Source organism: Dehalococcoidales bacterium (assembly GCA_041656115.1).
In the GTDB taxonomy this organism is placed as follows: Bacteria; Chloroflexota; Dehalococcoidia; order Dehalococcoidales; family UBA5627; genus UBA5627.
This window is the reverse complement of record JBBAED010000003.1, coordinates 127267-142516: the sequence shown is the minus strand read 5'-3', so window position 1 is coordinate 142516 and position 15250 is coordinate 127267. Positions and strand designations below refer to the sequence as shown.

At 41.9% G+C, this 15250-nt stretch carries 14 protein-coding genes and 1 tRNA gene; 7 read left to right on the top strand and 8 right to left on the bottom strand.

Going from position 1 to position 15250, the window contains the following annotated elements:
* The first annotated feature begins 84 nt into the window (after positions 1-84).
* On the top strand, positions 85-852 hold the full coding sequence (locus tag WC958_03235) for an ABC transporter ATP-binding protein (protein ID MFA5629254.1): 768 nt from the start codon (positions 85-87) through the stop codon (positions 850-852).
* A complete protein-coding gene (locus WC958_03230) occupies positions 837-2069 on the top strand; it encodes a SufD family Fe-S cluster assembly protein (protein MFA5629253.1) in 1233 nt (410 codons plus the stop codon). Before WC958_03235 ends, WC958_03230 begins: the two co-directional genes overlap by 16 nt.
* A gap of 96 nt (positions 2070-2165) precedes the next feature.
* Here the strand turns inward: WC958_03230 and WC958_03225 are convergent, their stop codons facing one another.
* From WC958_03225 to WC958_03205, 5 genes are all read right to left on the bottom strand, one after another.
* Positions 2166-2771 carry a molybdenum cofactor guanylyltransferase gene (locus WC958_03225; protein MFA5629252.1) on the bottom strand — a complete coding sequence of 202 codons (606 nt, stop codon included), beginning with the start codon at positions 2769-2771 and terminating at the stop codon, positions 2166-2168.
* A 22-nt stretch (positions 2772-2793) separates the two neighbouring features.
* Positions 2794-3441 carry a molybdopterin-guanine dinucleotide biosynthesis protein B gene (gene mobB / locus WC958_03220; GenBank protein ID MFA5629251.1) on the bottom strand — a complete coding sequence of 216 codons (648 nt, stop codon included), beginning with the start codon at positions 3439-3441 and terminating at the stop codon, positions 2794-2796.
* A 90-nt stretch (positions 3442-3531) separates the two neighbouring features.
* Positions 3532-3858: a DUF4870 domain-containing protein gene (locus WC958_03215; GenBank protein MFA5629250.1), complete on the bottom strand. Its 327-nt coding sequence runs from the start codon at positions 3856-3858 to the stop codon at positions 3532-3534.
* Positions 3859-3927: 69 nt separating this feature from the next.
* Positions 3928-4764: a transcription elongation factor GreA gene (greA, locus tag WC958_03210; protein MFA5629249.1), complete on the bottom strand. Its 837-nt coding sequence runs from the start codon at positions 4762-4764 to the stop codon at positions 3928-3930.
* Between the two features lie 38 nt (positions 4765-4802).
* On the bottom strand, positions 4803-5966 hold the full coding sequence (locus tag WC958_03205) for an NAD(P)/FAD-dependent oxidoreductase (protein ID MFA5629248.1): 1164 nt from the start codon (positions 5964-5966) through the stop codon (positions 4803-4805).
* Between the two features lie 193 nt (positions 5967-6159).
* On the opposite strand from WC958_03205, the gene WC958_03200 reads away from it, so the two are divergent.
* The 4 genes from WC958_03200 to WC958_03185 all read left to right on the top strand — a co-directional run bounded on the left by WC958_03200 (position 6160) and on the right by WC958_03185 (position 10680).
* Positions 6160-6801, top strand: a complete 642-nt coding sequence (locus WC958_03200; protein MFA5629247.1) for a glycerol-3-phosphate acyltransferase — start codon at positions 6160-6162, stop codon at positions 6799-6801.
* Positions 6801-7991 carry a glycosyltransferase gene (locus WC958_03195; protein MFA5629246.1) on the top strand — a complete coding sequence of 397 codons (1191 nt, stop codon included), beginning with the start codon at positions 6801-6803 and terminating at the stop codon, positions 7989-7991. The genes WC958_03200 and WC958_03195 overlap by 1 nt, the downstream gene beginning before the upstream one ends.
* A 144-nt stretch (positions 7992-8135) precedes the next feature.
* Positions 8136-10070 (top strand): PAS domain S-box protein, encoded by a 1935-nt coding sequence (locus tag WC958_03190; protein MFA5629245.1) that lies wholly within the window; start codon positions 8136-8138, stop codon positions 10068-10070.
* Entirely contained in the window at positions 10051-10680 is a 630-nt protein-coding gene (locus WC958_03185; GenBank protein MFA5629244.1) for a response regulator transcription factor, read from the top strand. The genes WC958_03190 and WC958_03185 overlap by 20 nt, the downstream gene beginning before the upstream one ends.
* A gap of 23 nt (positions 10681-10703) precedes the next feature.
* Here the strand turns inward: WC958_03185 and WC958_03180 are convergent.
* Positions 10704-10776: transfer RNA gene (locus WC958_03180), tRNA-Lys, on the bottom strand.
* A 117-nt stretch (positions 10777-10893) separates the two neighbouring features.
* On the opposite strand from WC958_03180, the gene WC958_03175 reads away from it, so the two are divergent.
* Positions 10894-12600: a hypothetical protein gene (locus WC958_03175; protein ID MFA5629243.1), complete on the top strand. Its 1707-nt coding sequence runs from the start codon at positions 10894-10896 to the stop codon at positions 12598-12600.
* A gap of 68 nt (positions 12601-12668) precedes the next feature.
* Here the strand turns inward: WC958_03175 and WC958_03170 are convergent, their stop codons facing one another.
* The gene (locus WC958_03170; GenBank protein MFA5629242.1) at positions 12669-13841 is read right to left on the bottom strand and encodes a tubulin/FtsZ family protein; all 1173 of its coding nucleotides are present in this window, start codon (positions 13839-13841) and stop codon (positions 12669-12671) included.
* Between the two features lie 116 nt (positions 13842-13957).
* Positions 13958-15181 carry a hypothetical protein gene (locus tag WC958_03165; GenBank protein ID MFA5629241.1) on the bottom strand — a complete coding sequence of 408 codons (1224 nt, stop codon included), beginning with the start codon at positions 15179-15181 and terminating at the stop codon, positions 13958-13960.
* Positions 15182-15250 lie beyond the last annotated feature (69 nt).

Sequence of the window (15250 nt, the reverse complement as noted above, 5' to 3'; positions counted from 1 at the left end):
TACCTTAGTTCGATATTTAACGGATAAAATTAAAAAAGTTATCTCTTAAATAAAAGTAAATAATTCGGAGAGGAGGTTTCTGTCATGCACGCCGAAAGAACAGGTAAAGAAACCCTTTTGGATGTAAAAGATTTAGTTGTTAATGTCGACGGAAAAGAAATCTTGCATGAGGTAAGTTTAAATATTCCCTTAGGCGAAACCCAAATTATATTCGGACCTAACGGAGGCGGTAAAACTACCCTGCTGATGACTATTATGGGTTTACCGAGATACCAGGTTGTAAGCGGCAAGATTTTCTTTAAAGGTGTCGATATCACCGATATGTCGGTTGATGAGCGTGCCAGAATGGGCATCGGGATTATGTTCCAGCGCCCGCCGGTAGTGCGCGGCGTCAAAACACGCGATATGGTTGCCGCATGTTTAAAGGAAGCCAACAGCGAAGAAATGATTTCCGAACTTGCCGGTAAGGCAAATATGAGTAACTTCCTTTCCCGGGATATTAACCATGGTTTCTCCGGCGGGGAAATTAAACGCTCTGAGCTTTTACAGCTAACGGCGCAATCCCCTAACCTCGTCCTTTTGGACGAGCCGGAATCGGGGGTTGATCTTGAAAATATTGCCCTTATCGGTTCACTGATAAACGATTTACTGGGTAAAGTGCATCCGTTCCATGAAAGGGTAAACAGCGGATTGATTATCACCCATACCGGTCATATCTTAAATTATGTCAATGCCAGAACCGGATATGTAATGTGTGACGGCAGAATCGTTTGTGAAGGCGAGCCGCTGGATATGCTCAATACCATTAAAGAAAAAGGTTATCGGGAGTGTTTCAAATGCCTGAGAAATTAAATAAAACTGATTTAGAAAAAGCCAAGGCAGCTGCAGAAAAACCGGCTTCAATCGGTAACGATATCGAGCTTGCCAAATACGAGCAAATTTCGGTCGAAAACCCGCAAAATATTGACCCGTCCGAATTACCTGCCGAAGATAAAGAAAGAATGCTCTCAACCGGGGTTATGCTTGATGATCCCTCTCAGCGTTCGGGAACCTTTATCCAGGTTGGTAATACCCCCATTCACTATTCGCAAAAGCAAGACGGCATCGAAGTTTTGGCTGTCAGCCAAGCTAAAGAAAAATACGATTGGTTCGGTGATTATTGGTGGAAAGCCGTTGCGCCTGATACCGATAAATATACCGCCCATGTTGAACTTAATAACGCCGACGGCTATTTTATTCGAGCGCTTCCGGGACAAAAAACCGTTTTCCCGGTCCAGGCTTGCTTGTACCTTAACAAAATTGGGGCCGTTCAAGATGTTCATAACATCGTAATTGCCGAGGAAGATTCAGAACTGCATATTATTACCGGATGCACCACATCCCTGCATAATGAACCCGGATTGCACTTAGGCGTTTCCGAGTTTTATATCAAAAAGGGAGCCAAGGTTACCTTTACGATGATTCATAACTGGACACCGGCAATGGGCGTACGCCCCAGAACCGGTATTATTATCGAAGATAACGGATTGCTTCTTAATAACTATGTAATTATGAAACCGGTTGAATCTTTGCAACAAAACCCGACCGCCAACTGTGTCGGTGAAAATGCAACCGTTCGTTTTAACAGCGTTTTGATTGCACCGCCCGGCTCCAATATGGATATCGGTTCGCGTGCGCTCCTAAACGGCAAAGGATCCAGAACGGAAATGATTTCCAGAACAATCACTACCGGCGGCAATATTATTGCCAGGGGTTATATCGAAGGTAACGAACCGGATGTTAAAGGACACCTCGAGTGCCGCGGGCTTATCCTTGGAGATTCGGGTTCAATCCACGCAATCCCCGAACTGAAAGGTAATCTGGCCGGTATTGATTTATCGCATGAAGCCGCAGTCGGTAAAATTGCCGAGGAAGAAGTGGAATATCTAATGGCAAGGGGTCTTACCCGCGATGATGCCACTTCCACTATCGTTCGCGGATTTTTAAATGTTGATATCGAGGGTTTACCGCCGCTTTTGAATGCCGAATTGCAAAAGGCAATTGCAGACAGCGAAGACGATATGTTCTAAGGGAATAAAAACCGCATAAATTAAAAGGCCGTTTACTTTTAGAGTAAGCGGCCTTTTGTTATAACATCGGATTCAATTATATTTACCGTGTTTGATTTAAGTCTTGTCGTTTTTGAAGATATCCTGCGCTTCGGAAAGCTGTTCGGCGGTATTAACGTTAAAGAAGGCCAGGCGGCGCGGGTCGTACTTATCGATAATATCTTCGGAAAGATACTTAACATTTATGTCTTTTAGAAAGGCGGTTATTTTAAGGTTGCCGGCATCCAAAAATTTTTCCATTCGGGGAATACAGTTTCTTGAATAGATTGAATGAAATTGTTCCGTTTTGCCGTCGATTTTGGGTAACAACGCATCATAATCGCGCGGGAGGGAAATCATATATTTTAAAAGCCCTAAATTAATAAACGGCATATCACAGGCCACCGCAATCGCAAAATCGTGTTTTACGGCAAGCAGCCCCGAATACAACCCCATCAGCGAACCGGCGCCCGGTTTTACATCCGTTATCCATTTTACGGGAACGGTAATCGCCTCATAGAATTTACCGTTTGAAGATACAACAATATCGTCGGTCAGTTCGGAAAGCTTTTCGGCAATCAGTTGAATCATAACCGATTCGTTGTTAAGTTTAACTTCGGCTTTATCGGTACCCAGCCGCGAGCTTTTTCCGCCGGCAAGCAGGATAGCGCTTACAGGTGCCATATTCCAACCTCTTTAGCGGTAATCAAGGTAAACGAACGGTGATTTTTATTTCTTTGGCATTCTCGGTGCCGTGCAAAGCGGCAACCAGGCCGCTAACGCTGTTAATAAACATATCTTGGATAAAGGGCTTGAGCATAATAGGCTCCCCGTTAACCGCAAGCGATACTTCCGGACAGGCGTCGGTGTTTATAAATCTTTCTATTATAAAATCGGCAATTCCCTCGGCGTCATCAAATGCAAACTGGGGAACATCGATATCAAATTTACGGTCGGTAACAAGAGCAACTAAATCCTTTTCGGGGCTTAATATCTTATCGCTTACTTCGGAACGGAAAACCTCAATTTTGGGTTTGTTATCGAACTTATAGCCTTCCGAGATAACAATGTCCATTCCGTCTGAAACCATTTCTTTAATTTGATCCAGCGTAAGTTCTTTTTCGGGAGTACGAACAATAGCCGTCTTTTGAGGAGTAGAAATAACCACAACATCGCTGCCGGCCTCGGCTAACCGCCAGGTATCCTTACCCGGAACGTCAAACTCGACATCGCCTTTATGGTGTTTAATTATTGCCAGTTTGTAGCCTTTTTCTTTTAATACGGGAATCACTTTTTCTAAAACGGTGGTTTTTCCGCAATTATGTCTGCCGACAAAAGAAATAATCGGTATCATTTCCATTTCTCCTCTTTTACATTGGCAAGGCAGTTTTTTACTGCGCCGAATCGCAAAATTAGCCTCCGCAAGCGGATACAGTAAAAGATATTATTTATTGGCCCATTTTTCGGCAAGGTCGCCGACAAACGGCAACTTAAATTTTTGGCCCTGGTAGGCCTTGATAATCAGGATTATCCAAAGCACAAAAGCCAGAAGTGAAATAATCGGCCCCAAAACAAACCAAAACGGAACCCAACTGAATATAATGCCTAATAAAGTCACCGCACCAAAAACAATAATCGATTGCATGGCATGAAACCTTACAAATCGGTTATGCGGTTCAATCAGATAGAAAATTAAACCGGTAATCCATCCCAAAACATAGCTCAACAAAGCCGCAATATTTTCTTGCAACCCGCTTGATGTATTCCCCATAGTTCAACCTCCGTTCTATTTGATATGATGTTTACTAGATTATACTGTTAGTTAGTGAGTGTCAATCCTTTATTTTTGTTTCTTGTTTTTTGAATTAGTGAGGTGCTCAATCTTTTCAATGGTATAACACAAAATTCCGGCCGGTACCGTTACCTCAATTTTGTTTCCTTTGCATTTACCGATTAAGGCCTTCCCGAGAGGGGATGCATCCGAAATTTTGCCGTTGGCAGGGTCGGATTCTCTGGCGCTAACCAAAATATATTCACGCGTTTCATGTGAATTTTGATCTTGGATGGTAATGCGGTCTCCGATTCCGATACCGTTATTCCCCTTGGCGCAGCCGTTGAAAATTTCCGCCTTTTTTAATAATTCTTCCAACTCGCTAATTTTACCTTCGATAAGAGCCAATCTCTCTTTGGCGGCATCAAGCGGTGCGTTTTCGCGGAAGTCCTTGTCGGCGGCAGCCTTAGTTATTTCTTCAATAGCCAGGGGCCGCTCAGCTTTTAATTCTTCCAGCTCGTTTTTGGCCTTTTCGTATCCTTCGCTGGTTAAGGTTATTTTTTCGATAATATTATTCTCAACGGTTTTGGTACTTTTTCGTTTGCTTTTCTTGGTTTTTAAGTGACTTGCCAAACTTAATTTAATAACACGTTCTTTTTTGATATACACAAGAAAGGTTTTGAGGATTTCAAGTTTGTTTTCATATTCGCTATCGGATATAGAAAGCCTTTCAGCGTAATTGGCAATTTCAGGGGGGGTAATTTGGCTGCAGACCCTATCCTTTCCGAACCATCGGACAAAGTGATACAAGATTTGTTCGTTATTGGTACCGTCTTCGGTTGGGTTATTGCCGGCAAACCGGGCAGCGATTTCGGCGATTGTAATTTCCGTGTTATTGATATCCATTAATTCTCCAATTTCAAAATATGTAATCTTATTATAGCCTACGACAAAGGATGTTTGGTAAACAACAATTTTAGAATATTGGACGGGGCAGCGGTTTTGCGTATAACTTTACTGTGAAAATCAAAATCCAAATTTGAGGACGAGCTGATTTTATTTACGATCCCCGAAGTATTCCCGAATTCAAAAAGCCAATCAATTTGACGATCATTCAAACGAGAATACAGCCCTTGGGCAAAGCGGCATAATTGTAATTCTTTATTTAATTTTTGCCTCCATTCCTTTTCATACGATGCCAACTTGGATGCCCGTAAGTCGTTTTGAACCAGCGCTTCATCAATGTTTTGAATTGCGATATCGGCACAAAGCAAACCAAAAAATATACCCCCGCCGGTTAACGGCTTAACATGCCCTGCGGCATCTCCTACCACAACAAAACGGTCACTGTGCGTCTTTGCGGGCGGTTCGAGTGTAATACCACGATAAGTCGGAACACTGCCGTTGATTGTAATTTTGCCCCGTTCAGCAAGCAGTGCAAGAAAATCTTTTAAGTATTTATCGGGATTATGCCCGGCCATTAGCCCCACCAAAGCCTTTTTGTCGTCTATTGGCACCAGCCAGCCGAAAAACCCGGGGGCGATATGCTTTCCGATATGAATTTCGATTTCCTCAATGTTTTGATGATAAACTTCAATTTGAGCACCGATTGTAAAATTAGGCTGCTTTTTGGGTTTTATTTTATTTTGCAATGAATTAAAACCGCCGGCATAAACCACAACCCTCGCATCGGTAAAGTCCGAATAAACCCCGTTTTGATATTCCACACGCATCCGATCGTTTAATTTTAAAACATTTTTTACGTTGCGGTTATAAAAGTATTCGGCACCGTGTTTTTGAGCCTCAATTGCCATAACGGAATCCAATTTAGCGCGTTCAATTAAAACGGCTTGGTCTTTTTGGTGGTTTAATCCGAGAATTTTCCCGGAAGGAGAATAAACCTTTGCGCTTTTGGCCTGTCTTATAATCAGGTTGGTATCCGATAAATAGGTTTCGTAGCAATTTTTGCTGATTAAACCGGTACAGCAAATATCCCTAATCCCCTCGGGTTTCTTTTCGAGGACCCCGACCCTGTGCCCTTTTAGAGCTAAACCCTTTGCAACATAGCTCCCCACAGGCCCCCCACCAATAACTAAGGCATCGTACAACTAATGAATCCTTTCTGAATAAATAGGTTTGGATAAGAGAAATTATATCATAAACCTGCCTTCCATGACTATTTGACCTTAAGCGGAAAGGCATTAAGCGGGCTTGAAAATTTCATAACATGCTATGGAATCGCAGCTTGGATTGTTGTATAATTAACTTCCTCGTATTACCCTAATGTGGGGTTTGTCAAAAATGGAAATAGCGGTTTCACTTGTACTGGGGCTTGCCGCCTTTTTACTGGGGGCTTGTCCGTTTGCTGTCCTAATCGGCCGTAAGGTGCTTGCTAAAGATATTAGAAAGTACGGTGACGGGAATCCCGGGGCTTATAACGTCTTCCGTGCCGGAGGAGTTATCCCGGGCATGGCAGCCGTTATTTTGGATATTGCGAAAGGGATTCCGTTTGTCTGGCTGGGTTACATGATTGGCCTTCCGTTTAATAACCTTCTTTTTATTGCTGTTTGCGCAGTTTTAGGGCACGCTTTTTCACCCTTTTTGAAATTTAAGGGCGGTAAGGCGATTGCGGTTACCTTTGGAGTTTTGATTGCCCTGCCCCAAACCGAGCTCTTGTTTTTGTTTGTTGTCTTTATGTTTATTGCCTTTTTACTTATTGAACAGCATTCATGGGTAGTAATGATGGGGCCGACAGGTACTGCACTATCTTTGATTCTTTACTCCGGTTTTACTCTCGAATTAGCCTTTGTTTTATTTATTTTAATTTTATATTTAGGGAAACAGCACAAAGAATTGGATAAGGCACCCGCTTTCAGAATAAGTATTAAAAAAAGACACCACCGCGAAGAGGGGCGGACAAATACAAATAAACAGGAATTATAATGTTAATTCAAATCATTATCGCCGTTATTTTAGTGCTAATCTTAACTAATCTGATTTTGAATCTGAAGCATTTAAAATCACCTTCAAAGGCAAGCGAACTGCCGCAAGACGCCCCGTTTGTATCGGTTTTAATTCCCGCCAGAAACGAAGAGGTTAATATAGCTCAATGCCTCGATTCTTTATGTAAACAAGATTACCCCCATTACGAAATAATTGTCCTTGATGACGGCTCAACCGATCAAACAGCTCCAATTGTAAATTGGTTTGCCGCCCATAATAAATGTTTAAAGGTTATTACAGGGCAGCCGTTACCTTCCGGGTGGTCAGGTAAAAATTATGCCTGCCACCAGCTGGCAAAGGAAGCCAAGGGCGAATGGCTCTTATTTGTTGATGCCGATACAATGCATGCCCCGCATATGCTCAGAAGTGTAACGGCGCTGGCACTTGAATTAAACCCTTCCCTTTTATCAGGGTTTCCGCAACAGATTTCCGAATCGTTTATTATGAAATTATTTACGCCGGTTTGGTATTTTATACTAATGGCATGGTGCCCTTTATGGTGGATGCAAAACCCGAAAAGGCATATGCCTTCCATCGCAATCGGGCAATTTATGCTCTTTTCAAGGCGCGAATATAATAGAATCGGCGGACATGAGGCCGTTAAATCCAAGGTGTTGGAAGATATATGGCTGGGAATTGAAGTTTATAAAAACGGCGGAAAACATATAGCAATTGATTTATCGGAAGTTGTCTTTTGTAAAATGTACGATAATGTCAGGGGAATATGGAACGGACTAACCCGTTCCGTTTACGCAATTGCCGAATTTTCTTCGCTTGCCCTTATCTTTTTAATTTTTATGGCATTTATATGTTTCCTGGTTCCTTTTTATTCGCTGTTACACGGCTCGTTTTTTAGTGATGTTGGTGCGGCGGTTGCTGTTATTGTCATTTTACAAATTGTATTGACATACCTCACCCGCTGGCTTGCCGATTCTCATTTTAATCATAATTTTTCCGTCCCTTCGGTCTTTTTGCACCCTATCGGGATTATATTTTTAATATTGATTGTCGCAAATGCCATTACGCGTAAGACTTTGGGGGCCGGTATCAGTTGGAAAGAAAGATTGTATATCGATGAACCAACCGCTGACGAAAAAGTTACCGGGATTGACCCTAATAAGCTAAGGTAATATTTAATCCGTAAAGGGTTTTTTTGAGGAGTGTTTTGCTTGACAGTCCATACTCGAAGTTATACGATTAGACTGTACTTGCGGGCTTACCCGGCGGTTTAGCCGCTTGCCGTATTGTATTTAGTGATAAATTAAGGAGCCGTGATGCATCGAACTCGTGAAAGCACAGCGGGCGGGGATTTGCCTGCAAAAAGTGCCTTTATTGAAGACGAAGACAACTCTTCTTTGAAAAACTTGCAGTATAACACTGTCAACGAATGGTACACCGCTTTTATTCAAAATGCCTGTGAAGGTTTCTTCCTTTCCGATTTAAACTGCAATATTTTGTATGTTAACGACGCCTTTTGCAAAATGAGCGGCTACTCCAGAATTGAACTTTTATCAATGAATGCCGCCGATCTTATTTTAAAAACACCCGCCGAAATTAAAAAATTTAAAAATAATGTTGAAAAAGCAATCAATAAAGGTGAATCTTCTTTTGAAGTTAAAAGCAAACGCAAAGACGGGCACATCCTTGATTTAGCGGTAAGTTACAGATATATGGATGTCGCACCCGGCTTTATATTCTGTGCTCATCGCGACGTTACCGAACAAAATAAAATCAACCGCGAACTGATTGAATCCGAAGAAAGATATAATGCGCTGGTGGCGTTGGGAGGAAGGGTCGGAGAAGCGGTTATTATCATGCAGGATATTAAAAGAGAAGAAGGCGTCCAAACCTTTGTGAGCGATGAATGGGTTAAAATCACCGGTTATCCGATGGAAGAACTGCTCGGGATGCCCTTTTTCAATTTGTTAAAACCCGAGTATTACTCCGCTTCTTTGGATAGATATCGCAGAAAAATGAAAGGCGAGGTAATGTTAAACCCCTTTGAAATGGAAATTATCCGTAAGGACGGGGTTATCGTTAATATTGAGTTTACCAGCGTTCACACGAACTACAAAGGTAAAATAGCTAACGTTGCTTATATCAGAGATATTACAGAGCGCAAAAGAGTGGAAAATGCCGTTAAAGAATCTGAAAGCCGCTTGCAAAGTGTTTTATCATCGATTGATGATTGGGTCTACGTATTTGATAAGGAAGCACGTTTTATATCCTGCCACCCTGAACCGGCAAAGGAAATCTATGAACTTAAAAAAGATTTTATCGGTAAAAAACACTCTGAGGTTATGCCGGCAAATCTGGATAAACTCTTTAGCGCCGCTTTTAATAAAAACATGAACGGAATGGTTGCGGACTACGAATTTTCAAGGGAAGTCTGCGATAAAAAGAGATGGATTAACGTTAAACTTTCCCCGATGTTGATTGACGGTGAATTTAACGGTGCGGTTGCGGTAATCCGAGATGTCACCCAAAGGAAACAAGCCGAACAAAAACTCAAAGAATCACAAAAGGAGTTGCGCACGTTATCGGTGCACCTCCAGTATATCCGCGAAGCGGAAAGAAAAGATATCGCTTACAGAATACACGAAGAACTCGGGCAGCTCCTAGCAGCCTTAAAAATGGATATTTCATGGCTCCAAAAACAACTATTGAATCAAAACGAAGTCCCCGAAAAGAAAATGGAAGACGTTTTAAAACTGATAAACATGTCAATTCAAATCGCCAAAAGTGTTTCCGCCGAATTAAAACCGGGCTTACTTTATGAATTGGGATTACTGGCGGCGATTGAATGCCAGACCGAGGAATTCTTTAATCTGACCGGAATAAAATGCAATGTGTCATCAACCCCGGCTAAAATCACCGTTGACCAAGAATTATCGATTACGCTTTTTAGCGTGTTTCAAGAACTCTTAACCAATGTATACAAACATGCGGAAGCTACTGTTGTCGATATCGGATTAAGGAAACAATGTAAAAAAATTACGCTTATTGTCAACGATAACGGCAAGGGGATTACCGAAGAACAAATTAATGCACCGCGCTCTCTGGGGCTAATCGGTATCCGCGAGAGGATTCAATATTGGGGCGGGACGGTTACCGTTATCGGAATCCCCGGAGAAGGCACCCACGTTACAATCAATATTCCGCTTAATAAAAAGGGAGGATTAACTGCCGATGAAAGTTCTGATTACTGATGATCATCCGATTGTAAGGCAAGGCTTAAAACAATTATTAAAAGAAACATATGAATCAATTGTGATTGACGAAGCCGGTAACGGCACAGAGGCTCTGGATAAAATAAAGGACCAAAAATACGATATTGTATTGCTTGATATTGCTATGCCGGGGTTAAACGGGCTGGAAGTATTAAAAGAGGTACGCAAATTTGATAAAGCATTACCGATTCTCATAATCAGCATCTATCCCGAGGATCAATATGCACTGCGCTGTTTAAAGGCGGGGGCTTCCGGTTACTTAACCAAAGATACCGCTTTTGATGAATTAACGCTTGCCGTGGAAAGAATCCTTTCCGGTAAAAAGTTTATCAGCCCTTCGCTTGCGGATAAACTGGCGCAACATTTAAACCAAGGGGCGCCGAAATTGCCGCATGAATTGTTGTCAGACCGTGAGGACCAGGTGATGCGTTATATTGCGTCCGGTAAAACCGCAACGGAAATTGCCGCCGAGCTTAATTTAAGCGTTAAAACAATTAATACATATCGCAATCGTATATTAAAGAAAATGCAGATAAAAAACAGCGCCGAATTAATTCGTTATGCGGTGCAGAACCAGTTGCTTAATTAACTAAAGAAGGGTTTAATTTCAAGTGAGCCGCACAGGAATCGAACCTGTAACCTACTGATTAAGAGTCAGTTGCTCTGCCAATTGAGCTAGCGGCCCGCGAAATTGATTTTTTGCTTGAAGGTATTTTAGCAGCAATCGATGGATTTTATCAAATCGATTCCTCTAACAAAGAAATTTAATACTGCATCATATTGAAAGGCAGGGAACGCTTATATGGACAATACTAAAGATAATAATCCCGCACCCGATGCGGGAGTCTCACCGGATGATATCAATAACTTAAAAAAAGAAATCGACAATCTGACTCAAAAAGCGGATGAGGCCAATAAGTTAGACAGAGCCTCGCGTTTATCCGCCGAAGAAGCGATTAAAATTGCGATGGAAATTGTCGAACAGGCGAAAAACATCGGCAAAAACAGCAAAAAAATCACCGATGCCGCTCGCAAAGCCTCAACGGAAGCGATTCAAAGAGCGGAAAGGGTTACCAGAGAAGCCGAGAACACCGCCGAAGAATATAAGCAGTCCTTTGAAAGGGCAATCACCGAAGCGGAAAAACGAGCCAAATGGGCTAAAGAAACCGCCGAAGAAGCGATATCTTCCACGCAGGGAATTATTGATGAAAACGACAAAACCGTAAAACAATCAAGAGATGCGGTAAAAATAGCATTACAGGAAGCTAACGAAGCGGTAAAAAAGAATGAAAAAATAGCCAGGTCAGCCGAAGAAATGTCCGAAGCGGCAATCAAATTAGCGCAGGAAGCAATGGTTACCGCCGAGGATAACGAAAATGTATTTAAACTTCAGGTCGATGAAGCTATGCGCGTATCCAACGAAGCATTAACTTCCGCCGCCGAAATAAAACAATCATGCCGAATTTTAGACCTCGAAACAATGAGAGCGTTGCAAGAGGCCACCGAAAAAGCCGAAAATGCCAAAGTTATTGCCGAAGAAACGAATAAATCCTACCAAAAAGCCTTTAAAGAAGCCATAAAATCGGTTGAAGAAACAAATGCCCACTCCAAGACAATGGCTGAAACCGCATTGGAAAACTCAAAGGCAACCATTGAAAAATCACAGCATGCGGCAGCGCAATCAGCCGAGTTATCTCAACAGGCAATTGTTTTATCACAAAAAGCAATCGAAGATGTTAATAATGCATTGGTACAATTAGAGCAAAAAACTGCCGAAATTAAAAATAAGTCACATGATATCTTTACAAAAATTGATCAAGTCAAAAACGAAACCGGCGAGATTGCCGAATCGGCGATTACCGAATCCGAAAAAGCAATAGATATGATTGAACTGATTAGCGAATCGGCCAAAAAGAAGATTGAAGAATGGGTTAACAATTCAAAACAGGCAATCAACAATGCCGAGGAAAATGCACTGATGGCTCAAAAAGTAAGCGCTAAGGTTCAGCTGGAAGCCAAAGAAGCGATTGCCAAAGCGGAAGAGCTTTGTAAAATATCTCAGGAAGCCGCCGAAGAAGCGATTAAGGCTTCCAGAGAAGCTGCCGAGGCATCCAAAAAAGCGGCGGCCGAAGCCGGAGAATGGTGGGTAAGCGTATTTAAGGAACTGTTAGGCGGTACAGGGCAAGCCACCCTTTATATGAGCAAGGTAATACAACAAACCTCGGAAATTTTGGAACATCCGACGCAAGAAACCCCGTTTGAATCTAAACTGGCTGCCAAAAAAACGGTAAGACCGGTAAAACCCGCTCCTCCGCCCGTTGAGGAATATATCGAGCCCGAAGCGGAGCCGGAAGAAGATTATGACGACGAAGAGAGCGATGTAAGCGAAAAATCCTCCTTCCCTCAGCCGCTTGAAAGCAGTGTTCAAGGGAAAGATTTACAGGAAATAGCCAAGGATCGCTTGGATTCTTTAACCAGAATGTTTTTGTCGGACTCCGACGAAGACTAAGCTTATAAACAATCGGAGCCTTATCTTTTTGGATAAGGCTCCGTCTTTTTCTTTAATTCAATCTAGCGCTAGAGCAAAGAAGGGATATCTTTGAAAGAATCCTCGATACCTCTCTGATCCCAATCGATTCCGCCCTGTCTTTTCTTTGAATTGGCAATATATTCGATAGTTTTGGCAAAGTAATCAACAACCCTCTTGGAATTGACAAGCTCGGAAAGGATTACCGTTACATCAATCGCCTTTTTGCCTCGCGGGTAATCCCCGCTCCTGATAATGGCTTCGGTAGCCATTCCCTTTAGCGAAGCGGAAAGGTCTTTAATAACATCCATACTCATCGCATCATGAGGGCCGGTTGCCAAATATAAGGCCCTTCTGGCATTGTTTGGATTGCATTTAAGGGATAAATCTTCTAAAGCCTCATTCATTGCTTTCGCGCCCTGCTCATTTTGGGCATCTTTTTCTCTAAAATCGGTTTTTCTGCCAAAGGGCATTCTAAATCCGGAAATGTCTTCTTTACCGTAGCCTATTACAGTCCAGCCCGAGAGCGTTTGAATAATATCACCGGCATCCAAAACCTTTGAGCCGATGTATGCGGGCTGGGTTTCTTCTCCGGCACACAGAAGATTATAAAACGGCCTTACAACCATATAGTTAATTTTGGAAAGGTTATCTTTTAAAGAAACGTTCTTTTTAATAAACCTCTGATTATCAACCAAAAAGATTGCATCGGCAGCCAGATAAGTAGATTTTAGGCATGTTCCCACGTTGTAAATTGAACGCCCCTCGGTTAGTTCTTCATACTGGAAAGGAAGAACTACCATATTATAAACAGGTTTATCGTAGCGTTCTTTAATCAAACGAGTCAGTACGGGGATTGCCCCGGAACCGGTACCGCCGGCTGCGGAAGCGATTAACAATATCGCATCGGTTTCGGCAAATTTTTCGGTGCCCCTGATACTGTCAATCACTTTATCGCCGTCTTCGTTGGCAATATGAGCGCCGACTTCGTTTAATTTCCCGACACCGTGCCCGCCGGTTTTCTTGGCTCCGATAAGTATTCTGTGTCTAAAATCCGATTTAATATTTACAAGACCGCTAAGGTCGGCAACATCGGTATTAACCGCAAGCACATTGGTCAGTATATTTAACCCACGCTGTGTTTGGGCGGCTCTGCCTAAACGTGCGAACTCGTCGGCAATTCTGCCTCCGCATTGTCCGCACCCGATAACAAGTAGTTTCATATTGTTCCTCCTGGTGTTTGGGGAGAATCTTGATTAAACCCCAATTAGTTTATCATAAAAAAGCTAACTAACCAACACAATTAAGTATATTTTTTAAATTTTAACGATTGATAACGCTATTCGGAGATATTATGTAAATCATCCAAAGTTTTAATTGAAGACGTTAATTTTATAAAGTCAGTAACACTGTCGCAATTATTTCTTAAATCCCATAACATATCCCCGATTGGGTTAACCGATCCCGAACCGCCGGCGTAAGTTCCGTAAAAGGCAAAATAAGCCTGGTTAAGGCGCCGGATATAATAGCCGTTTTCAAGTATGTACAATCTTCTTTCTTCCATGTATGCCTCGGCTTTTTCTACTTCACCGTTGGCAAGATAATCATCAACGGTTAAGCGAATGTTTCTCATTTCGGCATAATAATCAAAGGTATCGGCTGACGCGTAGGTTTGAGGGCTTTCTTGAAAATAGCGGGCATAATATTTTTGATAGACTATATCGGCAATTTCATCGCTGACAATCCCGGCGATTGTTTCGTTAATTGTTGATATATCACTGTCTTCGTAGAGCCCTAAAAGATAAGAAGCATACAAAAATCCGGTTGTTTTAAAAAAGAAATATTGATGGAACCATTCCTCAACGACGGTGCTAAGCGTATATTTTAAACCTGATGTGTTGGAAACAAAAGCGGGAAAGGTTGCCATCCCCCCTACCCTTAACACAATAGAAGAATATCCGAGTGCATCAACTTCTTTTTCAATATATTCGATTTCATCGGCGGTTAAATCCTGCAATAAAATCGATTCCCTCATTCGGGAGATATTGTCTCTGGGGGAAACTATCAGAAGATGCGGCGGAGTTTCAATCGAAAAATTAATCGGCGGGAACGGGATATTAAACCCGATAATATCGTTATAAAAATAGAGATCCAAATCTTTTAAGGTTTCCCTGATTTGCAGACCGATTATTTTCTCCGCTTCCCTTTTTTGTAAATCGCGCTCCTTTTGGAAACGAATCAATTTGTTTTGGAAGTAATCATATTCTTCGGGTGTAAATTCATTTTTATAAAATGAGAGCTGAAACTCTAAAGAGGAAATTTCTTTAACCACATCAAAAAAATTAATCACAAAGTCGGTATTGTTAATATCAATGTTTTTATCGCCGATAAGGGCATCTTCAATTTCAGATGTTAAAGTTTTGATTTCCCAGCTCACCAAACTGAAACGATAAGGGTCAATTACATCCCCCAGCGCCCGGTCAAAATCACTCTTCTGCTGACAGGAACTAAATAAAACCGACAGCACAAGGAGAAACGAAATAACGTATAACTTAGCTTTCATTTTTAAGACCTCGTTGAAAACAAGTGATTATCTACTATATAATGAGCAATAGGTATACCCACTATTATA

Bases quoted from the DNA above. Each gene is read 5' to 3' on its own strand.
- WC958_03235 (MFA5629254.1), top strand. From the start codon at position 85: ATGCACGCCGAAAGAACAGGTAAAGAAACCCTTTTGGATGTAAAAGAT.
- WC958_03230 (MFA5629253.1), top strand. From the start codon at position 837: ATGCCTGAGAAATTAAATAAAACTGATTTAGAAAAAGCCAAGGCAGCT.
- WC958_03225 (MFA5629252.1), bottom strand. From the start codon at position 2,771: ATGGCACCTGTAAGCGCTATCCTGCTTGCCGGCGGAAAAAGCTCGCGG.
- mobB (MFA5629251.1), bottom strand. From the start codon at position 3,441: ATGATACCGATTATTTCTTTTGTCGGCAGACATAATTGCGGAAAAACC.
- WC958_03215 (MFA5629250.1), bottom strand. From the start codon at position 3,858: ATGGGGAATACATCAAGCGGGTTGCAAGAAAATATTGCGGCTTTGTTG.
- greA (MFA5629249.1), bottom strand. From the start codon at position 4,764: ATGGATATCAATAACACGGAAATTACAATCGCCGAAATCGCTGCCCGG.
- WC958_03200 (MFA5629247.1), top strand. From the start codon at position 6,160: ATGGAAATAGCGGTTTCACTTGTACTGGGGCTTGCCGCCTTTTTACTG.
- WC958_03195 (MFA5629246.1), top strand. From the start codon at position 6,801: ATGTTAATTCAAATCATTATCGCCGTTATTTTAGTGCTAATCTTAACT.
- WC958_03190 (MFA5629245.1), top strand. From the start codon at position 8,136: ATGCATCGAACTCGTGAAAGCACAGCGGGCGGGGATTTGCCTGCAAAA.
- WC958_03185 (MFA5629244.1), top strand. From the start codon at position 10,051: ATGAAAGTTCTGATTACTGATGATCATCCGATTGTAAGGCAAGGCTTA.
- WC958_03175 (MFA5629243.1), top strand. From the start codon at position 10,894: ATGGACAATACTAAAGATAATAATCCCGCACCCGATGCGGGAGTCTCA.
- WC958_03170 (MFA5629242.1), bottom strand. From the start codon at position 13,841: ATGAAACTACTTGTTATCGGGTGCGGACAATGCGGAGGCAGAATTGCC.
- WC958_03165 (MFA5629241.1), bottom strand. From the start codon at position 15,181: ATGAAAGCTAAGTTATACGTTATTTCGTTTCTCCTTGTGCTGTCGGTT.